Annotated in this window: 22 protein-coding genes; 13 read left to right on the top strand and 9 right to left on the bottom strand. The window is 47.8% G+C overall.

Annotation, left to right across the window (positions count from 1 at the left end):
* Window positions 1-223 precede the first annotated feature (223 nt).
* Window positions 224-1,555 (top strand): PGAP1-like alpha/beta domain-containing protein, encoded by a 1,332-nt coding sequence (locus ACT6PV_RS14010; protein ID WP_445116882.1) that lies wholly within the window; start codon window positions 224-226, stop codon window positions 1,553-1,555.
* A gap of 17 nt (window positions 1,556-1,572) precedes the next feature.
* Here the strand turns inward: ACT6PV_RS14010 and ACT6PV_RS14015 are convergent, their stop codons facing one another.
* Complete coding sequence (locus ACT6PV_RS14015) at window positions 1,573-2,073, bottom strand: disulfide bond formation protein B (RefSeq protein WP_445116883.1); 501 nt, start codon at window positions 2,071-2,073, stop codon at window positions 1,573-1,575.
* A gap of 20 nt (window positions 2,074-2,093) precedes the next feature.
* Complete coding sequence (gene gshA / locus ACT6PV_RS14020; RefSeq protein WP_445116884.1) at window positions 2,094-3,671, bottom strand: glutamate--cysteine ligase; 1,578 nt, start codon at window positions 3,669-3,671, stop codon at window positions 2,094-2,096.
* A 206-nt stretch (window positions 3,672-3,877) separates the two neighbouring features.
* On the opposite strand from gshA, the gene ACT6PV_RS14025 reads away from it, so the two are divergent.
* The 4 genes from ACT6PV_RS14025 to ACT6PV_RS14040 all read left to right on the top strand — a co-directional run bounded on the left by ACT6PV_RS14025 (window position 3,878) and on the right by ACT6PV_RS14040 (window position 7,918).
* Window positions 3,878-4,417: a DUF924 family protein gene (locus ACT6PV_RS14025; RefSeq protein WP_445116885.1), complete on the top strand. Its 540-nt coding sequence runs from the start codon at window positions 3,878-3,880 to the stop codon at window positions 4,415-4,417.
* A 92-nt stretch (window positions 4,418-4,509) separates the two neighbouring features.
* A complete protein-coding gene (locus tag ACT6PV_RS14030) occupies window positions 4,510-5,076 on the top strand; it encodes a CC0125/CC1285 family lipoprotein (protein ID WP_445116886.1) in 567 nt (188 codons plus the stop codon).
* 21 nt (window positions 5,077-5,097) lie between these two features.
* The gene (locus ACT6PV_RS14035) at window positions 5,098-6,405 is read left to right on the top strand and encodes a DUF445 domain-containing protein (protein ID WP_445116887.1); all 1,308 of its coding nucleotides are present in this window, start codon (window positions 5,098-5,100) and stop codon (window positions 6,403-6,405) included.
* Window positions 6,406-6,550: 145 nt separating this feature from the next.
* Entirely contained in the window at window positions 6,551-7,918 is a 1,368-nt protein-coding gene (locus ACT6PV_RS14040) for an MATE family efflux transporter (RefSeq protein WP_445116888.1), read from the top strand.
* Between the two features lie 118 nt (window positions 7,919-8,036).
* On the opposite strand, the gene ACT6PV_RS14045 is transcribed toward ACT6PV_RS14040, so the two are convergent.
* A complete protein-coding gene (locus ACT6PV_RS14045; protein ID WP_445116889.1) occupies window positions 8,037-8,885 on the bottom strand; it encodes an SDR family NAD(P)-dependent oxidoreductase in 849 nt (282 codons plus the stop codon).
* Between the two features lie 203 nt (window positions 8,886-9,088).
* Between ACT6PV_RS14045 and ACT6PV_RS14050 the strand changes: the two genes are divergently transcribed.
* The 3 genes from ACT6PV_RS14050 to phoR all read left to right on the top strand — a co-directional run bounded on the left by ACT6PV_RS14050 (window position 9,089) and on the right by phoR (window position 12,087).
* Window positions 9,089-9,763, top strand: a complete 675-nt coding sequence (locus ACT6PV_RS14050; protein ID WP_445116890.1) for a TetR/AcrR family transcriptional regulator — start codon at window positions 9,089-9,091, stop codon at window positions 9,761-9,763.
* Window positions 9,764-10,008: 245 nt separating this feature from the next.
* Window positions 10,009-10,719: a phosphate regulon transcriptional regulator PhoB gene (gene phoB / locus ACT6PV_RS14055; RefSeq protein ID WP_445116891.1), complete on the top strand. Its 711-nt coding sequence runs from the start codon at window positions 10,009-10,011 to the stop codon at window positions 10,717-10,719.
* A gap of 9 nt (window positions 10,720-10,728) precedes the next feature.
* Window positions 10,729-12,087, top strand: a complete 1,359-nt coding sequence (gene phoR, locus ACT6PV_RS14060; protein ID WP_445116892.1) for a phosphate regulon sensor histidine kinase PhoR — start codon at window positions 10,729-10,731, stop codon at window positions 12,085-12,087.
* Between the two features lie 143 nt (window positions 12,088-12,230).
* Here phoR and asd read toward each other — a convergent pair whose 3' ends face one another.
* The 3 genes from asd to pncB all read right to left on the bottom strand — a co-directional run bounded on the left by asd (window position 12,231) and on the right by pncB (window position 15,242).
* Window positions 12,231-13,082, bottom strand: a complete 852-nt coding sequence (gene asd / locus ACT6PV_RS14065; RefSeq protein WP_445116893.1) for an archaetidylserine decarboxylase — start codon at window positions 13,080-13,082, stop codon at window positions 12,231-12,233.
* A complete protein-coding gene (locus tag ACT6PV_RS14070) occupies window positions 13,079-13,927 on the bottom strand; it encodes a sulfurtransferase (protein WP_445116894.1) in 849 nt (282 codons plus the stop codon). Before ACT6PV_RS14070 ends, asd begins: the two co-directional genes overlap by 4 nt.
* 106 nt (window positions 13,928-14,033) lie before the next feature.
* Window positions 14,034-15,242: a nicotinate phosphoribosyltransferase gene (gene pncB, locus ACT6PV_RS14075; RefSeq protein WP_445116895.1), complete on the bottom strand. Its 1,209-nt coding sequence runs from the start codon at window positions 15,240-15,242 to the stop codon at window positions 14,034-14,036.
* 251 nt (window positions 15,243-15,493) lie between these two features.
* Between pncB and dtd the strand changes: the two genes are divergently transcribed.
* A complete protein-coding gene (gene dtd, locus ACT6PV_RS14080; RefSeq protein WP_445116896.1) occupies window positions 15,494-15,934 on the top strand; it encodes a D-aminoacyl-tRNA deacylase in 441 nt (146 codons plus the stop codon).
* Window positions 15,935-15,961: 27 nt separating this feature from the next.
* Here dtd and ACT6PV_RS14085 read toward each other — a convergent pair whose 3' ends face one another.
* The 3 genes from ACT6PV_RS14085 to serB form a co-directional block, all read right to left on the bottom strand.
* The gene (locus ACT6PV_RS14085; protein ID WP_445116897.1) at window positions 15,962-16,441 is read right to left on the bottom strand and encodes an SCP-2 sterol transfer family protein; all 480 of its coding nucleotides are present in this window, start codon (window positions 16,439-16,441) and stop codon (window positions 15,962-15,964) included.
* A 190-nt stretch (window positions 16,442-16,631) separates the two neighbouring features.
* Window positions 16,632-16,946: a ciprofloxacin tolerance protein AciT gene (gene aciT / locus ACT6PV_RS14090; RefSeq protein WP_445116898.1), complete on the bottom strand. Its 315-nt coding sequence runs from the start codon at window positions 16,944-16,946 to the stop codon at window positions 16,632-16,634.
* A 413-nt stretch (window positions 16,947-17,359) separates the two neighbouring features.
* On the bottom strand, window positions 17,360-18,580 hold the full coding sequence (gene serB, locus ACT6PV_RS14095) for a phosphoserine phosphatase SerB (RefSeq protein ID WP_445116899.1): 1,221 nt from the start codon (window positions 18,578-18,580) through the stop codon (window positions 17,360-17,362).
* A 59-nt stretch (window positions 18,581-18,639) separates the two neighbouring features.
* Here serB and ACT6PV_RS14100 point away from each other — a divergent pair, with 59 nt between their 5' ends.
* The 4 genes from ACT6PV_RS14100 to nusB all read left to right on the top strand — a co-directional run bounded on the left by ACT6PV_RS14100 (window position 18,640) and on the right by nusB (window position 22,369).
* Window positions 18,640-19,950 carry a hypothetical protein gene (locus ACT6PV_RS14100; protein ID WP_445117130.1) on the top strand — a complete coding sequence of 437 codons (1,311 nt, stop codon included), beginning with the start codon at window positions 18,640-18,642 and terminating at the stop codon, window positions 19,948-19,950.
* Window positions 19,951-20,286: 336 nt separating this feature from the next.
* Window positions 20,287-21,405, top strand: coding sequence for a bifunctional 3,4-dihydroxy-2-butanone-4-phosphate synthase/GTP cyclohydrolase II (ribBA, locus tag ACT6PV_RS14105; protein WP_445116900.1), 1,119 nt, complete (start codon window positions 20,287-20,289; stop codon window positions 21,403-21,405).
* Window positions 21,406-21,445: 40 nt separating this feature from the next.
* Window positions 21,446-21,916: a 6,7-dimethyl-8-ribityllumazine synthase gene (gene ribH / locus ACT6PV_RS14110; RefSeq protein WP_445116901.1), complete on the top strand. Its 471-nt coding sequence runs from the start codon at window positions 21,446-21,448 to the stop codon at window positions 21,914-21,916.
* A 3-nt stretch (window positions 21,917-21,919) separates the two neighbouring features.
* A complete protein-coding gene (gene nusB / locus ACT6PV_RS14115) occupies window positions 21,920-22,369 on the top strand; it encodes a transcription antitermination factor NusB (protein WP_445116902.1) in 450 nt (149 codons plus the stop codon).
* The last annotated feature ends 8 nt before the right edge of the window (window positions 22,370-22,377 follow it).

A 22,377-nucleotide genomic window follows, 5' to 3' on the forward strand; every position in this document is an offset into this window, starting at 1 on the left:
GCGTTTAAATGTCCTGTTTTGTTGTGAGAGTTATCACATAATTGTTTTAATTTATAAGTAACAAACCTATTGTCGGACAAAAAAATTAAAACTGAAAAGCAAATACCGCTATCTTAAAAACCACTCAGGATGAACATCTAAAAAATGAATATACTGAATTTTATACCTTGATCGACACCAAAAAGAAAGTCTCTGGTATGAAAATATCAATCAGGATGACGCTATGCCAAGTTTAACCCCACTGCACGAAACCTATTGTAAATGGGACCGTTCTCCACCCAGCCAGGCAGACGTGCTGGAGGGAATGGCCCAGCTGGTCAGCACTCCGCTCAATGGGGTTGTACAGGATCTGCTGAATACGCTGCAACGTGAAGTCTTACTCGATATTTTTGGACTGAGTAAAAACAAGGCCAGAAAGTTACAGACCCGTCCCTACATCGAAAAATTTAATCAATTCGGTTTCAGTACCCTGCAAAACTATGGACACTATCTGCTGGCGCCCGGGCTACGAAAAATTATTGAACGTTTCCCCCGTCTGCATAACAGACCCATGACCCCCACCATGACCATGCTGGTCAGCATTCTGAATGGTCTGCTGGGAGATTATCTGCTGAGTACCCATAATCCACTGGCCCTGCCCGCTGCACTTTATGATCACTACGGCAGTCTGCAACAGGGCGACCTGGCCGGCAGAGTAGTAATTTTTGTACACGGTCTATGTATGAACCATCTGGACTGGTCCCATCGCCACCATGGCGGTATCGGTGAAAAACTGCTGGCTCAGCGTGATAACAACACCATGCTTTATCTGCATTACAACACCGGACGTCGTATCTCTGCAAATGGCCACACGTTTGCCAATATCCTGGAGGATCTGGTCAAACACAATCCACGTATTACCAGTATTGACCTGATCGGACACAGCATGGGCGGACTGGTCTGCCGCAGTGCGCTGTTCTATGGCAAACAGAATATATATCAATGGTTTCATATGACGGAAAACCTGGTTTGCCTGGGTTCTCCACATCATGGTGCGGTACTGGAACGTCTCGGTTTTGCCTTACAGGATAAAATCGGACGATTCCCCATTATTAAACTGATCAGTCATATCATGAATATCCGCAGTAATGGCATTCTGGACCTGCGTTATGGCAGTGTCCGTGATGACGACTGGGAACATAATACTGCCCGGATTGGCCAACTGGATGACAACCGTAAACCGGCACCATTGCCTTCGCATATCAACACTTATCTGGTGGCCGGCACACTGGAGTTTGAAAACCGGCAGAATCGTCCCCTGGAAATTATGGGTGATTATCTGGTCAGTGTAAAAAGTGCGCTGGGTGAACATCCCAATCCACGCTATCAGCTGAAATTGCCTGAATCACATAAAGCGGTTTTTCATGGACTGAACCATCTGGACATTCAGTATCATGCCAGTGTGGCTGAGCAGATTGTCAAATGGTTTTACCCGCATCATAGCGAACTGGCGCCGGAACAGATTTGTAGATATATGATTAATCTTGAAAATATGGCAGGAATTGTGGAAACCTAAGTGACCTGCTGTACACCCTAAGCCGGATATTTACGCAACAGCTGCCACACGCTGACCAGAGCCAGCAGACTAAAAAACAGCAATGACCACACCGGCAAAGACTGTCCAAGAAACGTCCAGTCAATCGCGGCACATTCCCCGGAACCTTTTAACACCTGTTCAAAAACAGATTTCAACGGCAGGGTGTCCAGCCAGTAGTTCAGTCCGGGACCACAGCTGGGGACCTGATCCGGCGGTAAATGCTGCAACCACACATGACGGGCTGCAACCGCTGCTGACCACAGAATGGCCAGGCCCCCCAGCAGGGCATAGAAACGCCGGAAAAAACCACTCCCCGGATTATGTACAAAAGCCACCAGTGAAACCAGCCCCAGACCAATCAGCCCAACCCGCTGAAACACGCACAATGGGCAGGGTTCAAGTCCCTGTACATGCTCGAGGTACAATGCAAACGCCATACCTGCAACACTTGCCAACAGTAAAAAACCACTCACAAAGCGATAATTGTGCCATTGCATGAGAATTTACCTCTTCATTTTTACCTAAAGCCCGCCAGATAGTCATCAAAACTGATCAGGGTATCCTGCTCAAGCTGTTGCTGCTGTTGCAGCGATGACTGCGCCAGTCCATCAAAATACTGCCGGGTCTCAGCACTTAATGGGTGTTGTTCATAGCTGTGCAGATGCTGATGTGCCATAAAACTTCCGAAACTCCAGGTTCCACCGTGCTTTATGGTGTCTTCAATCACCTGCGCTGACAACGTTGCATCAACATGATCAATTCGTTTCTGCATGACTGCCAGCGCATCTGTATATAACGCAGTACTGTACGTCTGATCCAGCAATACTGCCAGCGGCTGCATGGCACCAATATGCGCCTGTGCCCACGCTGCAAATGAATATTCGACACCCATATCAATAATACAGGCATCCTGTGCACGACCACGATTGACCACTTCCGTCTGGTTTTGTTCAATCAGATCAAGTTCATCGTCCAGTAAAGCCGGGCTGTCCTTCAACAGGCAATACAACGCCAGTACCTCCAGCAATCCGGCTGTGTTTTCATCAATTCCGATCGGACTGTATGGATTAACATCCACCGCACGTAATTCGACATAGCCAATACCCCGGTTTGCCAGGGCCTCGGAAGGGGTTTCCCCGGATGCCGGAACCTGTTTGGGGCGGACCAGGCTGTAATATTCATTTTCAATCTGCAGCACATGGTCATTAATCTGGATGGGCTCACCCGTGGCATCATTCAACCCCAGATCGCTGAACGGCGCATACGGGGTATGTACTGCTTTTTGCAGCTCTTCGATATAGCATTTTAAATGATTATAATAAATGCCCAACTGTTTCTGTGCCGAATTCTGGTAACCAAAACGGCCCATCCGCAGTGCGGTGGCATCCGGAAGAAACAGGGTTCCCTTGATCAGCGGCAACAGATGATGCTCCCGCCCGGTCATAAAACACTTACATACTGATGGACTTGCACCCACCAGATACATGGTCAGGGGCAACAGGCGGATAAAGTTACGGATCAGCCCCAAGTAACGGTGACTGCGGTAATCCTGTAGGCTCAGTGCCCTGAGCGCCTCATCTGTTTCATGCTGCTGCAATGTCTCAAAGAGCTGATCCGGAAAAGAAATATTGTAATGCACCCCGGAAATAGTCTGCATATGGCGGCCATAGCGCACGCCCAGACCACGGCGATAAAGTGTCTTAAAGCGCCCGATATTGGAGCTGCCATACTGTGCCAGCCGGATATTCTCTTCCTTTTCATCCAGCATACAGGGCATGGATAATGGCCACAGCTTTTCACCATGCTCAAGATGACGATGAACCACAGCATGAATATCTGCCAGATAATTCAGCGCCTGAGGAATATCCGGCTGTGGCGGGGTAATGAATTCCATCAGCGCTTCGGAATAGTCAGTGGTAATATGCGGATGGGTCAGGGCTGAGCCAAGCGCTTCGGGATGATCGGCCTGTGATAAAAAGCCATTGCCCTGCATACGCAGGCTTTCCCGCTCTATGCCACGCAACATGCCTTTGAATAATGCTGAATCCACCCATGCCGGTAAAACAGACTGAGAGATCGCTTCGGGTTGACTCATTATTTGCTCGCCTATCCTAAAGAACCACTAAATAAAATGCTTGCTTTACATTAGTATACAGTGAATCCTGAATCCCTTTACACTGGGGTCGGCTGTTCTGTTACACATTCATTTTATGTTGGCAATTATTTAACACAAAGTTCTGCTTTAAGACACCCGAAATTTGTGATTTATTAAACAATAATAACTAAGGATTTGTAAATATTATGAATTATCAGGACGTACTGGACTTCTGGTTCAGTCCGGAAACACGGCCTTTCTGGTTTGCTAAAAGTGACGATTTTGACCGGCAACTGCATACCCGGTTCAACCATGTACTGGAACAGGCCCGCCAGTGTGAGCTTTACAGCTGGCGTGAAACAGCACAGGGCCGCCTGGCAGAAATTATTGTACTGGATCAGTTTTCCAGAAATCTGTTCCGCAATCAGGCGGCGTCATTTGCCCAGGACCCTCTGGCACTCGCATTGGCCCAGGAAGCCGTCTCCCTGAAACTGGATCAGCAACTGGTCCCGGAACAGCGTCCGTTTCTGTACATACCCTTTATGCACAGCGAATCCCGGCTGATTCATGAACAGGCGCTGCAACTCTTTGAAAGCCTGGGTATTCCAGTTAATCTGGAATTTGAAAAAAAGCATAAAGTCATTATTGACCGTTTTGGACGCTACCCGCATCGCAATGCTGTACTGGGGCGTCCATCCACTGCCGAGGAACAGGAGTTTCTGACACAACCCAACAGCAGTTTTTAACTGAAAAAGGCTTGAAATACATGCTTAGTCCATTTTTTTCAGTCATATTAACGTCTGTTACTGTTACCGGCCCAGTTGATAGGAAATAAATGATGAAAAAAACCATCCTCAGCATGGCGATGCTATTGGCACTGGCCATATCCGGTTGTACAGGTATGCCGGCCAAACCCCGCAGTTTTGATCAGCTGGGCCAGTTTGCAAGCTATCCGCTGAACGCCCACAGTTATCGCGTCAGTTTCCAGGGCAACAGCAATATGAGTTATGGCACCGCAGAGGAAATTACCCTGCTGAAAGCCGCTCAGATGGCATTTTTAAATGGATATTCATTCTTTAAGGTCATGGATGATCCGAGCAACCGCACTCAGCAGCCGCCACGCCAGGCGGTGGTATATCCAGCACCGATGTATTATCCGTATGGTTACGGTTTCAGACGTCATCCCGGTTTCTTTGCTGACCCGTTTTATGACACGCCTCAGCTGGTCAGCATTGACCCGGTTCAGGTGGCCTATACCATTCAGTGTTTCAAAGACAAAAAATCAGCACCTGATGATGCCTTTGACGCCCGTCTGATTTTACAGTCATTGGGACAAAAATATGGTGTCAGTCCGACAGGACAGGTGCTCCTGCCACAACCGACTGGTGTAACATCATCAAAATAAGAAAACCTCTTAGGATAATGGATGAGTCACCCTGAACAGCTCACATCGCCCAGCCTGAACCGCAGCAAACGCTTTGCCACCCTTGCCCTGATCACGGCTATTATGGTCTGGTTTCTGCTGATTATCATCGCAAAGCTATTGCCCGGATATGCATGGTTGATTCATATTCTGATGCTCGCTGCAGAAGCCGGGGTCGTCGGTGGCCTGGCTGACTGGTATGCCATTACCGTACTGTTCCGCAATCCATTTGGAAAAGTTCCCATTCCCGGTTTTTTAAAAAACCATACTGAAATTATTCCACGCAACAAAGCCCGTATCGCCGAGTCAATGGGCCGTTTTGTACAGGAAAACTTTTTATCGCCTCAGATTGTTGAAAAAAGCCTGAAAAACACCGATCTCAGTCTGGCGGTCGGACAATGGCTGGCTGATCCCCGCAACAATCGTCAGGTAGTTGAAGTGATTCAGCAGACGGTGCCCGGGATTTTTGATTTTGTCGGTCAGCAGCAGATTGGGCATTTTATTCAGAACAACAGTGTGCAATGGATCCGTAATACCCACATCAACCAGTTGGCCAGTGAAATGCTGCGGGCAGTGCTGGAAAATGACTTTCATCAGGACGTGCTGCAACGTGGCCTGGATATGGCCCATCAGTGGATGGTCCAGCACCCGGAAGAGACCCAGCAACTGACCCGGAAAATGTTTAAGGAACTTGGAGTGTCCCGACTGGCCAGGGGCGCGAGCTGGATTGGTATTGATGTGCAGCAGCGCACCATTGACTCACTGCTGGAAAAAGTGGAGTCCATGCTGGCCGACCCCGAACATCCAGTCCGCCAGAAAATTGAAGAAACAGCGAATGAGTTGATGCTGCAACTGGCAGACGGCAACAGCCGCGCCAGCATAAAACTGAATGAAACCAAAAATGCGCTGCTCGACAGTGCTTCCGTGCTGAACTTTATTACCGGCGCTGTTGTCATTCTCTGTGATGCCATAAAAACAGATCTGCTAAAACCGGATTCCGGTATTGCCATGAACCTGCGTGTTGCCATTCAGCAGGTCGGTGAAAACCTGACTCAGAATCAGCCGGTCCGTGCATTACTCAATGACCGGATGAGCGGTATTGCAGTGAATCTCAGCGATCAGTACAGTGAAAAAGTCATTCGTTTCATCAGTGAGCGCATTCATGAATGGGATTCCCGTGAAATGATTGATAAAATTGAAAATGAAGTCGGTGGTGACCTGCACATGATCCGGGTCAATGGTGTGGTGGTGGGGGCCTTTATTGGTCTGATCCTGGGTGTGATACGTGCAATGATTGATCTTGCCCTGTAGGCTGCGCTGTAATCCGGTCTCTGATTTAACCGATGCAGAAACGTTCAGCATACTGTCCGGGGAATCAGCTGAAACCGGCGCGTTTAATATGACTGCACGCCGGTGAAAAACTGAGTCATCTTTTTTAAGGACTGAAATAAAATATATGACTCCCAAATCGGCCCCCCTGCAGCAGCCTCACTTCTGGAAAACTTTCCTGGTTTTTCTATTGCCGCTGATTGCCACCAATATCCTGCAAAGCCTGTCAGGCACCATTAATACCATTTTTGTCGGCCAGATGATGGGAGTGGACGCCATTGCCGCCATTTCGGTCTTTTTTCCGATCCTGTTCTGTTTAATGGCCTTTGTCATTGGTTTATCTGCCGGTACCACCATACTGGTCGGTCAGGCATGGGGGGCACAGAACATTGAAAAAGTGCGCCATGTGGTTGGATCCGCCCTGTTTATGACCCTCATCGGTGGCAGTATCATTGCACTGCTCGGGGTTGTTTTTGCCCGGCATATCCTGCTGGCGCTGGGAGTGGATTCCCGGATCATGCATCTGTCCCTGCCCTATGTGCAATGGATGCTGGCAGGCAGTCCACTGCTGTTTATCTATATTATTTACACCTCCATTCTGCGGGGGGTGGGAGACAGCATCACCCCACTGATCGCCCTGGCAATGACCAGCCTGACCGGGCTGTTTATTACCCCGGTTCTGATCACCGGCTATTCTGGTTTTCCACGACTCGGTATTATTGCACCGGCCATCGCCACCCTGACCGGTTTTTTAGCCGTACTGATTTTCCTGTACATCTATCTGAACAAAAAGAATCATCCGCTGAAACCGGACCGGGCCTTACTGCAACATATCAGGCATCACCCGGAGTTGAGCCGCCTCATTCTGCGACTGGGAATCCCGACAGGCATTCAGATGATGACCAATTCCATGGCGGGTCTGGTAATTATTGGCCTGGTCAATCAATACGGGGCACATGCGACAGCAGCTTATGGTGCCGTCAACCAGGTACTGAACTATGTCCAGTTCCCGGCCATTTCCATTTCAATTGCAGCATCCATTTTTGCAGCACAGGCCATCGGTGCCGGCAAATCCGAACTGTTGTCCAGAGTGACCCGGACTGCACTGAACATGAATCTCATCATTACCGGATTACTGATTGGCTTCGGTTACCTGTTTTCCCGTTACTTAATGGCTTTATTCATTACTGACCCTGACGTTATGGCGCTGGGACAACAGTTATTATTTATTGTGCTGTGGGCGCTTCTGTTTTTTGGGGTCAGTGCCATTTTTGCGTCCATCATGCGCGCCAGTGGTACAGTTACCGTCCCCATGATCATTAATATTCTGGCAATTGTGCTCATTGAAATACCCTGCGCCTATCTGTTCAGCAAAAAATGGGGCTTGCAGGGCATCTGGTATGCCTATGCCCTGTCATTCTTTAGCCTGTGCATTTTACAGGGCCTGTATTATCAGCTGGTATGGAAGAAAAAGACGGTGAAAGCCCTGATTTAATCATCAGATCACCAGCCTGAATGGATATACAGCATCAGATTTTTGTCATGACTGCCACAATAAAAAACCCGCTGTGCAAGCGGGTTTTTCAATTTCAACGCTATATTACAGATCCGGCTTATTTAGGTTCTGACCGTTTACTCATTTTTGCCGCAAAGCCGGCAGTAATTTTCTGATATCCCGTTGGAAGAATCCGCTGAATGAGATCCAGGGTTTTCGCATCATTACCAATCAATAAACGGCGTTTATCCTTCAGTACTGCCTCCAGAATCTGCTGTGCAGCGTCCTCAGGCGGCATACGCAATAGTTTATTGAAAGCCTTTGCAGATTTCTCAGGGTTCATTCCCAGTGTTTTCAGACTGTCGTTCATACGCGCATCGTTGGCAATATTGGTACGAATACCACCTGGGTGTACACAGAGTGCACTCACACCACATTTTTCCAGATCAAGTTCCTGACGCAGTGATTCAGTAAAACCACGTACAGCAAATTTAGTGGCATTATAGGCAGACTGGGTTGGTTGTGCGGTCAGACCAAATAAACTTGATGTGTTGATGATATGACCTTCACCCGCTTTTTTCAGATAAGGAAGGAACTCTTTAGTACCATAGACCACGCCCCAGAAGTTGATACCGACAATCCACTCCAGTTCTTCATAGCTGGCACCTTCCACAGTCGAGCCCAGCCCCACGCCGGCATTATTAAAAATCATATTTACAGAACCATGATTCTGTACGGTTTCCTGCGCCCATGCCTTCATCTCATTACGGTCAGAAACATCGAGTTTTCTTGTGGTCACACGTACATTGGTATCCCTGACCAACTCCACAGTTTTTGCCAGTCCCTGCTCATTCACATCGCTCAGAGACAAGTGACAACCCTGTTTTGCCAGTAATACGGCCAACTGTTGTCCCATACCTGATCCAGCACCAGTGATTGCTGCGACTTTATTCTTAAAATTTTTCATTGTGGTTCCTTGTTTGAGTTCTCTGCAGCAGACCATTTCAGCAGTGCAGTTCACGTCACCACTATAAATTTGACAATAAATATTGTCAATATAAGATTCTTCCTGACTGCCTGGTTTGCTCATCAACAGACAATCATAGGTTTCCCGGCCATTTCCGGGTAAAATAGCAGAAATCACCTCACCGCACTGGCCTGACCCCTTCTATGACTCAACCTAATTCAGACAAACAACAGGAACCGCAAAAAACCACAAGAGAACGGCAGTTCAAGGGCATGTCCCTGTCTGAAAGGAAACTTGCACGCCGCCAGAAACTTATCGAAGCCGGTATTGAAACCTATGGCACATACGGATTCTTTTCTGTCACTGTCAAGGATGTCTGCATTGAGGCCCGGCTGACTGAACGTTATTTTTATGAATCATTCAAAAAGAGTGAGGATCTTTTTCAGACGATTTTTATGGAGCTGATAGGAACCTTACAGCAAAATGTCATGCAGGCAGTGATGCAGGCGTCTTCTGACCCCCGGAAGATGATTGATGCCGGCCTGGCTACGCTCTTTGGCATGCTGAAAAACGACCCACGAATGGCCCGTATCATCTATGTGGATGCCATGCTGGTGCAGGAACTGCATAATCATGCCACCATTCACGAAACCATGAGCCGTTTTGACCGCATGATTCATGCTTTTGTTATGCTGATGATGCCGCATATTGACCTGTCGGAAAAAGAAATCTCGCTGATCGCAACCGGTCTGAATGGCTATGTAACTCAGGTTGCCGTACGCTGGGTCATGGGAGGCTTTAAAATGTCGCAGGAAGAGGTATTACAGGCCTGTCGTATTATCTTCATCTCCCTGCTGGATACATTTTCGAAGAAATAACATTTGAAGGACATTATTATCAGTGATGTCAGAATGATGACACCTCTGAATACAATTTGTTGAATATGAATAAATTTATGTAAATTTTTTGTCATTTATTCTTCACGAATCCATCCATAATTGTCACAAAACATTACCAGCACCGTCGAATGCTACCTTTTTGCAATGATACTGTCATAATTAATCTTTGTAATAAGCCTGTCATAAATAAAACAGTCCACCGTTCATTAATAGGGTATTGCGTTGTGAAAGATGACTACATTTTAATCGTCGATGACGAACTTCCGATACGGGAAATGATCCACACCTCCCTGGACATGGCAGGCTTTCAGTGTCTACAGGCTGAGGATGCCAAACAGGCGCACCAGATGATTGTCGATCAGCGTCCGGCACTTATTCTGCTGGACTGGATGATGCCGGGCGGTGTCAGTGGGGTGGACTTATGCCGCCGGCTGAAACGTGATGAAAACCTCTCTGAAATTCCGGTCATCATGCTGACCGCACGCGGGGAAGAAGATCATAAAGTGCAGGGGCTTGATGCCGGTGCAGATGACTATATGACCAAGCCTTTTTCCACCCGTGAACTGGTCTCCCGCATTAAGGCAGTTTTACGCCGGGCAAATGCACTGAGCGGTGAAAAATCGATTGATGCCAACGGCCTGATTCTGGACCCGGTCAGCCAGCGGGTCAGCTTCAGCAATCACTTCCTGGAAATGGGTCCGACCGAATATCGTTTACTTGCATTTTTCATGACACATCCCGAACGGGCCTATACACGTGCACAGCTGCTTGATCAGGTGTGGGGTGGCAACGTTTATATTGAAGACCGGACCATTGACGTACATATCCGTCGCCTGCGTAAAGTACTTGAACCTTTTGGCGCAGATCGTTATGTTCAGACAGTGCGTGGCACCGGTTATCGTTTTTCTACCCGTGCTGATGTTGCCCTGGGTTAATTTAATTGTATGTATGAGCCCTATCCCGTCCCTGATCTTGCACATGAACATAAAAAATTCCGTTACAGCAACTTATGGACTTTTGCTAAACAGGATTTACGCCTTTTAGCCTTTTTATTCATCATTGGCGGGTTTATCGGCTTAGGGACCGGATATTTCTGGATCTGCATTCTTGTTGCATTCGCTGTATTTTTCAGCCTGCAACTGCGTTCGCTGTACCTGGTTAATGAATGGATTTCCAACCGTCCTTATGATGCCCCCCCCAACCTGGATGGTATCTGGGGTGCCCTGCTCTTTAACGTTTACCGTGCGCAGCGCCAGGAACGGATTGTACAGGCAGAAATGGTGGGGCTGATTGACCGGGCGCAATCATCGCTGATTGCCCTGACTGAAGCCGTCATACTGACCGATGAATTACATCAGATCGAGTGGTGGAACCCGGCAGCAGAAGCCTTATTGGGTATTCAGCCACAGGATCGTGGCCGCAATATCCTGACCATTATCCGTCAGCCGGACTTTTTTGAATATTTTAATCATATCGATGATTCACCGGACGGCATTAAAATTCAGTCTTCTGTTTTTGAAGAAAATTATGTACAGATCAAACTGACCCGTTTCGGCAGTGAAAGCCGGCTGCTGCTGGCTTACGATGTGACACGCATTCATAACCTTGAGCAGATGCGCAAGGATTTTGTGGACAATATTTCCCACGAACTGCGGACCCCGCTGACCGTACTCAGTGGCTATATTGAAACCTTTACTGATCAGGAAGACTTAAACCCCCGCTGGAAACGTGCCTTTGAACAGATGCAGTCTCAGACCCGACGCATGAATGCACTGGTCAATGATTTACTGCTGCTCTCCCGCCTGGAAGGTAACCGGCAGATTGCCAAAAATCAGATTATCGAAATGCCTGATTTGATGAATCAGCTGTTTGATGATGCGCAGGCTTACAATGTCGATTATGGTCACACCCTGAATCTGGAAATTGACAGTCACTGTGACCTGATTGGCTCCGACACTGAACTGGCCAGTGCTTTCAGTAACCTGATTACCAATGCCATTAAATATACGCCCAGGGGCGGTACAATTACCATTGGCTGGCATGATGACGGTGAACACGCTTATTTTTCTGTCGAAGACACCGGTATAGGCATTGACCCCAGACATTTGCCCCGGCTGACCGAACGTTTTTACCGGGTGGACAGTGATCGCAGCCGACAGACCGGAGGAACCGGACTGGGACTGGCGATTGTCAAACATGTACTGATGCAACATAATGCCTGGCTGGACGTCGAATCCAGGGAAAACTGCGGATCAACCTTTAAGGCGATCTTCCCCAGAGAACGGCTTTACTATGTAGACTGAGCCCCGTTCAGCATTCATGACCGTACAGCGTATAACCGTTGCATAAATAAAGACCGCGGCATATCGTCAAAACCTGTTCAGCCGACGAACATCATTCAGATATTTTCACATTGAATCACAGAGTCCGGGAACATTCCGGCCAGCTAAACCGTCCTGCCCAGCCGCTCACCCATGACCACCACTGAGTTTGCCTTAAACTGCTCATCCCAGCGTATTTTGTCCTGTTCAAATAGCACAATGGCAGTCGACCCCAGATAAAAACGCCCCAGCTCTGCGCCTTTATCCAGTTTTAAATCATGATGATTCAGCTCCACGCGTCCTGTTGGTCTCACCTTGCCTGTCACCACCGTTTCAATACCGGCCACAATCATTGCACCGACCAGCACCACAGCCATACGTCCAATTTCTGTGTCAAATAAACACACCATCCGTTCATTACGGGCAAACAGCCCCGGAATATTTTCTGCCGTGGTCTGATTGACTGAAAATAACTCTCCGGGAATATATAAAGTCTCAGTCAGTGTTCCGGCAAATGGCATATGTACCCGATGATAATCACGCGGAGACAGATACACCGTGGCGAATTCACCATTTTGAAACGGTTCGGCCAGTTGCAGATCACCAATTAATTTTTCAGCTGAAAAACTTTGCCCTTTGGCCTGAAATATTTCACCCTGTCTGATGGTACCAAGCTGTGAAATAGCGCCATCAGCAGGACTGACAACACTGCCGGCATCGCTGTCAATTTCACGAATTCCATCTTTCAGCGCACGGGTAAAAAATGCATTAAATGACTGATATTTCAGTGCATCTGTCTGTTCTGCAATGGAAAGATCAATCTGATATTTTGCCTTAAATGCCTGAATCGCCAGATTTTTAACCACAGGATGCTCACTGGCAGCAACTTTCCCGATCACACGGCTCAGTTGCTGCTGCGGAACCATCCGCTGTACCTGAACAAAAACCTGTTTTTTTAACTTCGATATAAGACTCACAAAGGTGATTCTCCAGTAATAATTGGACTGTCCGAACGATTGCCCCATTCACTCCATGCGCCATCATACGCCATGATATTCCAGCCAAGCAGCCGCCCTACAATATAAGCCAGTCCGGATCGATGATGCGACTGACAATATACCGCCACAGGCTGATCGGACTGAAGGCCCAGTTGTTGCAGGCGTTCGCGGGTTCGTTCCAGCGGCTGCAATTTTAAATGATTTTGACGGGCAATTGCAGTACTCCATTCAAAATGCAATGCACCCGGAATATGCCCCCCACGCCGGGCCGCCAGACGCTGACCGGTATATTCTGCATGTGTCCGGCAATCCCACAGCTGAATGGCATTCTGGGTCACCTGTTTCAGCAGTTGATCATAGGTCACACGATAATTTTGTGCAGCGCCCAGCTGCACAGGGACCAGCTGATCCACCGGCCGGGAAAACTCCACATCCGCGCTTGTCGGGAATTCCCGGCCCAGCCAGGCATGGATACCACCATTCAGCAGACTGACCTGCTGAAACCCCAGGCAGTGTAAATTCCAGATCAGACGGCCTGCCCATGCGCCGCCTTCATCGTCATACACCACAACATGATGTTCAGGCGATATATTCAGATATGCAATCAATGCCTTCAGACCGTCTTCATCCGGCAACAAACCGGTGGCATGCTCCTGCTGACGTACCAGCTGAGCAGGTCTGACATGCAGTGCATGGGGAACATGCAGCTGTTCATAGACCGAACTGCGGCTTAAATCCACAATACGCAGACGCTCATGCCCCAGCCAGGGGATCAGCTGCTCCGCCTCAATGAGTAATCCAAAGTTAAAGTCAGGTGCTGTCATAATTTTTTCGAATTTTAATACATCAATCCGAATGATCTTAACATAGTCATTTTTACGATAATGCTGATTTTCCGCATTTCTTCAGTAAAAAACAGATAAGTTTCTCTTATTCTTCGACGTCCTGAATATCGAATACCTGACGTAAATAGGCCAGAAAAGTATCATTATCTGTCATGGTTTTACCAGGGCTATCAGAAATTTTTGCGACAGACTGACCATTGCACTCCACCAGTTTCAGCACAATATTCAATGGCTTCTGCCCCATGTCGTTGGTCAGATTGGTCCCTATGCCAAAACTGACCTGAAAACGGCCCTTAAAATACTGATATAAATCCCAGGCCCGCTGTAAATCCAGCCCATCACTGAACGTCAGCATTTTGTTTCTGGTATCAATCTTCAATTTTTTATAATGCTGATAGGCCTTATCGCCCCATACATAAGGGTCACCGCTGTCATGGCGCAAACCATCAAATAATTTGGCAAAATACAGATCAAAATCACGCAGGAAAGCGTCCATACCCACCACATCGGTCAGGGCAATACCCAGATCGCCCCGGTATTCCTGAATCCAGGTTTCAAGCGCCAGTTTCTGAAAATCACGCAAACGGACATCCAGCGCCTGAAATGCCTGAAGAAATTCATGCGCCATCGTACCAATCGGGTAAATGCCCATTTCCCGGGCAATGAAAACATTACTGGTTCCACGAAAAACCACCGGCGCCGCGGCATGCAGGGTTTCAATGACATACTTTTGCCAGGCCTGACTGTAACGACGGCGGGTTCCAAAGTCTGAGATCAGAAAAGGTGGATCTCCGGCCTGCTGTTCCGTACTGTATTTTTGCAGCAGTGCCACTTTTGCCTGTAAGCGACGTTCACCTTCTGCCAATACCTCATCACTGCGAATTCGCCTGAAATACAACTCATTGACGATGGCGAGCACAAAGATTTCAAACATCATGGCCTGAACCATCGGGCCTTCAACCCAGATATCCAGCCGGCCTTCTTCATCAATGCCCGCCTGAATGAAGCGGCGTTTTAACTGAAACAGTTCCAGGTAATCGACAAAATCACTTTTAATAAAGCGGAATTGCCGCAGATACAATAATTCATCTTCCTGAAATTTCAGCTCACACAGATCATCCAGCTGCTGATTCAGATCATCCAGAATGTCCGTCAATGGATAAACTGTATCCTCCAGATTACGACACCGAAAGTGGTAAACACTGTGTGTTTGTGGAAATTTATGAAGCACCACCTGCAACATGGTGAATTTATACAGATCAGTATCAAGTAATGATTGAATAATTGGAGACATAGGCTAATTAATTCATTGTGCTTCCTGCATTAAAACACATTTTTCACAGAGATATGGCAGGCTTTTGCAACCACCTCTGCCATTCGCTCAGCGCCCACAATGCAGGGCGTTTCAGAACAGCCTGACCCAAATCCCTTCCATATAAAATAATACATTGAATCAAAATCTTAACTAAGCATGCGGTCCATGCGCAGCTTATTGATTTTCAGACTCTGCTACAATTGGCCCACCATGTTACAGATACAATGCTTATGCGCGCCGTATTACAGAGAGTTCTTGAAGCCCGGGTGGTTGTGGATGGCCAGATCACCGGAGAAATTGACACCGGCATGCTGGTTTTTCTGGGCATCGGCAAACAGGATGATCTTGAAAAAGGCAGAAAGCTGATGGATAAAATTTTAAAATATCGTTTTTTTGATGATGAACAGGGCAAAATGAGCTGGAATGTGCAACAGGCCAATGGCGGCATTCTGCTTGTGTCACAATTTACCCTGATGGCACAGACGCAGAAAGGTTTACGCCCTGATTTTGGACCGGCCATGCCGCCAGCGGAGGCAAAAATTTTGTATGAACAACTGGTTGACTATACCCGATCACAATTTAAACAGTTACAGACCGGTATTTTTGCAGCAGATATGAAAGTCCATCTGATTAACGATGGTCCGGTGACCTTTCAGCTTGAAATCGAATAAAAAGCCCCGCATGGACGGGGCGATTCATCAGCGGCCTGTTTTTTCTTTCACAAAGTGACGCAGTTGTTTTATTTTCTCTTTAACCGGCTTGGGTATGCGGGGTGGAATCAGCTTTGCTGCCTGGTTAAACCACACCAACAGGCTGAAATCACCTTCCATTTTAATACTGCCGTTCTGCATACCGGTCATGAATGCAGTCGGATCACCTTTAATCAGGGTTCTCACAGCATGTTCACTGTCTGCAAACTGTACAATGAAATCAGCTTTCTCTGCATCCCCTGAAACCGTATCAATCTGGCCATTATTCACAATAATCTGACGGGCAAATCCCAGATCTGTCCCAATCTGAATACGGAACTGACGATCATGCACCAGTTCAACAAATTTAGGATGAGTGCGGGCCAGCTGTTTCATGCGCAATGCAAGTCCAAGGACCATCAAATCAAGTGGATCCGTACTGACATCCACAACCGGTAACTTCACTACAGGAATTGAAGAAAGTTTCATGACATTTAAGCCTGCTGCCTGAATATAAATAATATTTCGCCATCCTAGCATAACTTATTATTTTTAAACCAGGCGCTTTGTATAACAATCTATGACCAAAGGCCATAAACAGAAAAAGGATATCATCTGATATCCTCTGACACGATAATATTCAACCCTGCTGCATTGATAAGGGTCTCACTACACCGGCTTATTCATCTTCATATACAGGGGTATGCTCGATGTACTGACGGTTCGCCAGTGCTTTCTGAGCACGACTGTCTTCCCTGAGCAGAAAAGCGGTCAGTGCCACCATCGCCAGGCTGAGTGCTGTCAGATAACTGTAGGCAAGAGATATTTCAAAGACATTCTGTACGCTGAAGCGGATTGCTTCCAATACTCCCCAGAAGACCATGCCTGCAAACATGAATCCCAACCAGTGACGGTAAGGGGAAAAGAAAACAGCCGCTAACGCTACGGCGATCAGACCGAATCCGAGTATCGTTGCAAATGTTACTGTTACCATAAAAACCTCCGTCAAAAAATGATGATGCTGCTCATACCGTTTCATATTGTTTTAAACAGGGACAAACCTTTCTCACCGTTCTTTGCAATCTTATAAAAAGCTTATGCAATGCATTATGGATGGTTTTTATAGGAATAAAAGAGCTGTTTTACCCCGGGACGACATAATCTGTCGCAACATTCTTTTGTCATTACACGTTTATTTCAGGCCCTTTTTCGCATAATGCAATTATCATCAACACTGACGTGTCATTACAAAAAAATACATACTGATTCAGGGCTTAAAAAATATTTTTTCACTTCACTGCACATTGTTTTTCAGGACAGCTCAGTCATATTAAAAGTCTGAATTTATTTAATTTACAAATAAAAAGGCGACCTCAGCGCCGCCTTTTCATCATGCCTGTGTAAAAATCAGGCGCGATTCAGATCCTTATCATGCACACCAAGCAGATACAGTACACCATCCAGCCCGACACTGGAAATGGCCTGATTGGCATTCTGGCGGACCAATGGCTTGGCACGAAAGGCAACCCCCAAACCTGCAATGGACAGCATGGGCAGATCATTGGCGCCATCACCAACGGCAATTACCTGCTCCAGTGAAATCCCCATCCGCTCTGCCAGGCCACGCAGCAGTTCAACCTTTCTTGCTCCGTCGACAATCGGCCCCCGGACCTGACCGGTCACCATCCCGTTTTCAACGTCCAGTAGATTGGCATGTACTTCATCAATCCCCAGTTTTTGCTGTAAATACTCCGCAAAATACTGAAAACCACCCGAAAGAATGGCCGTTTTATAGCCCAGTGATTTCAGGGTGGAAATCAAGCGCTCTGCCCCTTCCGTCACGGTTAACCGTGCTGCAATTTCAGGGAGTATTGACGCGTCCAGCCCTTTCAGCAACGCGACACGGGCGCGAAAACTCTGCTGAAAATCAAGCTCTCCCTGCATGGCACGCTCAGTGATTTCTGCCACCTGCCCTCCCACGCCGGCCTGCATCGCCAGTTCATCAATCACTTCCTGCTCAATCAGGGTCGAGTCCATGTCAAAACAGACCAGCCGACGGTTGCGACGGTAGGCATTGTCTTCCTGCACCGCTACGTCAATACTGGATTCTGCGGACAAGCGCAGACATGCCGCCCGCATTGCAGCGGCATCCAGCATCTGCCCACTCAGGCCAAACTGGACACAGGAACGTTTAGGTTCAGCTGCACCACCTTCCCGTGCCGGGCGGCCGGACAGGCGTGTGACTGTTTCAATATTAAAGCCCTGAGTGGAGACAATATCCGTAACCTGTTGAAGATGTTCTGCAGTCAGTTCAGGTGCCAGTGCCGTGACGATATAGCGTGTACGTCCGCCGTCATCGGCCCATTGATCATATTCACTGGCAGAGAGTGGTTTAAAACGGACCGTTAAACCGATATCATGTGCTAAAATCAGGATATCCTTCATGGCCAGTGCTGTCGCAGTCTGATCATTCGACGAAACAACAATGCCCAGAGTCAACTGATTGTGAATGACGGCCTGACCAACATCCAGTATTTGCAAAGAATGTACGGAAAGTACCTGCATTAATCGAGTAAACTGACTGGGTTGATCAGGTCCTAAAAATGAAATAAGAATGATTTCTTGCATGAATTGACTCTGGTTTGAGCTACAACTATTGTTGGAATCATAATTCAATTTGAATATAAATACCCTGGAAGTTTATGTTGAATGCACCCAGACAAGGGCTTTTTGCCAGCCTGCTTATCGTAAGTTTTGCATTACATACTTTTTTACTGGTAATTGCAACGACACACCAGCTCAATGAGAACCGGGCCAGTCAGGGTCAGCTCATGACCAGTCAACTGGTGGCAGACAGTCTGTCCGAGCTGGAACCTGCAAATACCGTTTCGCTGGCCTTACTGGCCAACCGTTATGCGACCAATCCAAGTGTGGCATCCATCCGTATTCTGGACTCAGGGAAACAGGTTCTTGCCACCAGCGGAATGGCAAAAACCCGCCAGGGTGAAGTCTTTGTCCGGGACGCATTGCAGAATGAAAAGAAGATCGGCAGCATTGAAATTACCCTGATCAAACCAAGTGTTGGCGAAATACTGAGAACACAGTGGTTAGCCATCCTGGTCTCGCTACTACTGCATGGCCTGCTATGGCTTGCGTACCGTGCCATTGCCCGGCCGACACGCAGTGAATACCTGGCGCGCATGAATACCGAAGCCCGTCTGAAACATGAAATCCGGCAATTAACCGAAGCCCTCGAAACAGAAAAAAACAGTAAAAATCCGACAACTGCCCGGCTGCAGCCACAGCCTGCCATCAAACCGGAATCTGTCGCCACGGCTGAATCGGTCAGTCCGGATCTGCATCAGGTTCTTGCGCTGAACATTCAGTACTACGACCCGAAACAACTGATGGATACCGTCAATCAGTCTGTCTCAGTGCCCTATTTTAACTTATGCCAGATTTTCCTGAATAAAAGCATTGAACTGTGCGCTGGACATTTTCAGCTGAACCCTGATCATTTCACCCATAATCAGCAGTTCAGTCACCAGGGCGCCAGTATCAGCATTGCCTGCACACATGAACAGGCTGCAAAATGCCTGCTGATGATCGGTTCAGTGTTTCAGCTGCTTTCAGAAGTGCTGTACAAACGCTACCGCGAAGACCGGCGTTTTGTCCTGCAAACCCGCTGTGCTGTGGCATCTGCCATTGATGCCATGCAACTCAATGCACTGCAGGCTGCAGAACGTCTGACCCTGCATTTGTCTGCAAAGGAAATGGCGCTGTATCTGGACAATGAGTATTTAAGGGCGATCAGTGATTGTTACCAGCTGGTGGCCATGCCCAATCCGAGCAATGTGCTGACACGCCATGCCTTTATGGTCAATGGTATGAATACCGAATGTGCTGAATTTGCTCAGCAGATCCGGACTGAAATTCTACAGGCACGCAAGAAACCGGCAGATCTTACCCACAGTACCAACTCGGTTTCCGGCCTTTAATTCTCCATGTTTTAGTTGTGTCAATAAACACATCACCTGAACGGTGCATCACCGTTCAGGCTGTGACCCATGGCCTTTACTGCTTTTTTATATTCCACTGCCCGCACAAATGCTTTTTCAGCTGTAACAGACTCAGATGCTTACATTCACAGAACAGGACCGATCCATGCAATGCTGTGCTGCCATTTTCATTGTCGCCGGAGCATCATCTGAAATATGGAAGCAGCAGTAAAAGGAAATAGCATAAACTAGGCAAAACACCTGAAAACACGCTAAACTATGCCACAACGAATTAATTGCAATGTCCTGACAGACACAACAAAAAGGTGAAAGTTGATGCCGCTCAATACTGTTGAAGAGCTTGTCGCAGATATCCGTGCGGGCAAAATGGTTATCCTGATGGATGATGAAGATCGTGAGAATGAAGGTGATCTGGTGATTGCCGCCACTCACATCCGCCCCGAAGACATCAACTTTATGATCACCCATGCACGGGGCCTGGTCTGCCTGACCCTGAGCCGGGAACGCTGCCAGCAATTGAATCTGCCACTCATGGTCGATGCCAATGGCGCCCAGCACGGCACCAATTTCACGCTGTCCATTGAAGCGGCCGAAGGCATTACCACCGGGATTTCAGCAGCCGAACGGGCACATACCATCCAGACCGCTGTTGCAGCACATGCCAAACCTGCCGATATTGTTCAGCCGGGACATATTTTCCCGTTGATGGCGCAACCTGGCGGTGTACTGCATCGTGCCGGACATACTGAAGCCGGCTGTGATCTGGCACGTCTGGCCGGGCTGGAACCCGCATCAGTCATCTGTGAAATTATTAAGGAAGACGGCACCATGGCCCGTCGTCCTGACCTGGAAATTTTTGCAGAAAAACACGGTCTGAAAATTGGGACCATCGCCGACCTGATTCATCATCGCATGACCAATGAACAGACTGTTGAGCGGATTGATCAGCAAACCCTGCAAACCGAATATGGCACTTTTGAGCTGTATCGTTACCGTGAACTGGGGAATCCTGACATTCACCTGGCCCTGGTAAAAGGACAGCCTGAACAGGGCATCACCACGGTCCGTGTACATGGGTTTAATCCGGCCCGTGACTTATTGAAACTTTGTAAGCAGGACAATGAATCCACCTGGAATCTGGACCGTGCCCTCAAAGCCATTGCACAGAGTGATCGTGGCGTACTGGTCTGGATCGGACAGCGCCACCTGACAGATCTTGGGCCAGCACTGGATGCCCTGAATACGCCGAAACCGGCCAAATCCAGAGCCGCACTGTCTCAGCAATACCAGACCATTGGTGTCGGTGCGCAAATTCTGCGTGACCTGGGCGTTGAAAAAATGAAACTGCTCAGCTCACCCTTGCGTTTTAATGCTTTGTCCGGTTTTAATCTGGAAGTGGTTGAGTACATCACCGCAAATCAGGATTCCTGTTAAATAGTTTTTAAATCACTTTTGTTAAAAAATCGAGGTTGTCATGGCAATTCGCCGTATTGAAGGTTTATTACATCTCGCGAGCGAAGGCCGTTACGCGATTTTAGTGGGTCGTTTTAATAGCTTTGTTGTGGAGCATTTGCTGGAAGGTGCAATTGATACCCTGCACCGCCACGGTGTCGCTGACGATCACATTACGGTTGTTCATGCACCAGGGGCCTGGGAGCTTCCGATTGTTGCAAAAAAACTGGCCCATTCAGGCAGTTTCGATGCTGTAATTGCATTGGGCGCCGTCATTCGTGGCAGTACCCCTCATTTTGACTTTGTGGCCGGTGAATGTGCCAAAGGCCTGGGTGTGGTTGGCCTGGAAAGCGGTCTGCCTGTCATTAATGGGGTATTGACAACAGATAGTATTGAACAGGCCATTGAGCGTTCAGGTACAAAAGCAGGCAATAAAGGTGGTGAAGCTGCCCTTACGGCCATTGAAATGGTTAATTTGTTAAAGGCAATTTAAAGCATGTCGCAAACACTTCAGGCAATTTATGCAGCAAAACGCAAGGCACGGCGTTTTGCTGTACAGGGCATTTATGAATGGCAGATGAGCCATAACCCTGTGCATGAAATTGAAGCACGCACCCGTGCCGAAAATGCCATGCATAAAGTGGATCTTGGCTATTACCATGAATTACTGACCCAGGTGGTTGCCAGCCACGAAGCGCTGGATGAACTGCTGCGTCCTGTACTTGACCGTGAAATTGATGCCCTTGACGGTGTAGAGCTTGCAACATTGCGTCTCGGTGCGTATGAACTGAAGGATCATCCCGAAGTGCCGTATCGGGTGGTGCTGGATGAAGCCATTGAACTTGCAAAACACTTTGGCGGCGCAGACAGTCATAAATACATCAATGGTGTACTGGACCGCCTGTCTGTCAGTCTTCGTGAAGCAGAAAAACAGCAAACAAAATAAATTGTGAG

It is taken from the genome of Acinetobacter sp. WZC-1, assembly GCF_052544965.1.

Coding starts and splice junctions, on each gene's coding strand:
- ACT6PV_RS14010 (WP_445116882.1), top strand. CDS start 224: ATGCCAAGTTTAACCCCACTGCACGAAACCTATTGTAAATGGGACCGT.
- ACT6PV_RS14015 (WP_445116883.1), bottom strand. CDS start 2,073: ATGCAATGGCACAATTATCGCTTTGTGAGTGGTTTTTTACTGTTGGCA.
- gshA (WP_445116884.1), bottom strand. CDS start 3,671: ATGAGTCAACCCGAAGCGATCTCTCAGTCTGTTTTACCGGCATGGGTG.
- ACT6PV_RS14025 (WP_445116885.1), top strand. CDS start 3,878: ATGAATTATCAGGACGTACTGGACTTCTGGTTCAGTCCGGAAACACGG.
- ACT6PV_RS14030 (WP_445116886.1), top strand. CDS start 4,510: ATGAAAAAAACCATCCTCAGCATGGCGATGCTATTGGCACTGGCCATA.
- ACT6PV_RS14035 (WP_445116887.1), top strand. CDS start 5,098: ATGAGTCACCCTGAACAGCTCACATCGCCCAGCCTGAACCGCAGCAAA.
- ACT6PV_RS14040 (WP_445116888.1), top strand. CDS start 6,551: ATGACTCCCAAATCGGCCCCCCTGCAGCAGCCTCACTTCTGGAAAACT.
- ACT6PV_RS14045 (WP_445116889.1), bottom strand. CDS start 8,885: ATGAAAAATTTTAAGAATAAAGTCGCAGCAATCACTGGTGCTGGATCA.
- ACT6PV_RS14050 (WP_445116890.1), top strand. CDS start 9,089: ATGACTCAACCTAATTCAGACAAACAACAGGAACCGCAAAAAACCACA.
- phoR (WP_445116892.1), top strand. CDS start 10,729: ATGTATGAGCCCTATCCCGTCCCTGATCTTGCACATGAACATAAAAAA.
- ACT6PV_RS14070 (WP_445116894.1), bottom strand. CDS start 13,927: ATGACAGCACCTGACTTTAACTTTGGATTACTCATTGAGGCGGAGCAG.
- pncB (WP_445116895.1), bottom strand. CDS start 15,242: ATGTCTCCAATTATTCAATCATTACTTGATACTGATCTGTATAAATTC.
- dtd (WP_445116896.1), top strand. CDS start 15,494: ATGCGCGCCGTATTACAGAGAGTTCTTGAAGCCCGGGTGGTTGTGGAT.
- ACT6PV_RS14085 (WP_445116897.1), bottom strand. CDS start 16,441: ATGAAACTTTCTTCAATTCCTGTAGTGAAGTTACCGGTTGTGGATGTC.
- aciT (WP_445116898.1), bottom strand. CDS start 16,946: ATGGTAACAGTAACATTTGCAACGATACTCGGATTCGGTCTGATCGCC.
- serB (WP_445116899.1), bottom strand. CDS start 18,580: ATGCAAGAAATCATTCTTATTTCATTTTTAGGACCTGATCAACCCAGT.
- ribBA (WP_445116900.1), top strand. CDS start 20,287: ATGCCGCTCAATACTGTTGAAGAGCTTGTCGCAGATATCCGTGCGGGC.
- ribH (WP_445116901.1), top strand. CDS start 21,446: ATGGCAATTCGCCGTATTGAAGGTTTATTACATCTCGCGAGCGAAGGC.
- nusB (WP_445116902.1), top strand. CDS start 21,920: ATGTCGCAAACACTTCAGGCAATTTATGCAGCAAAACGCAAGGCACGG.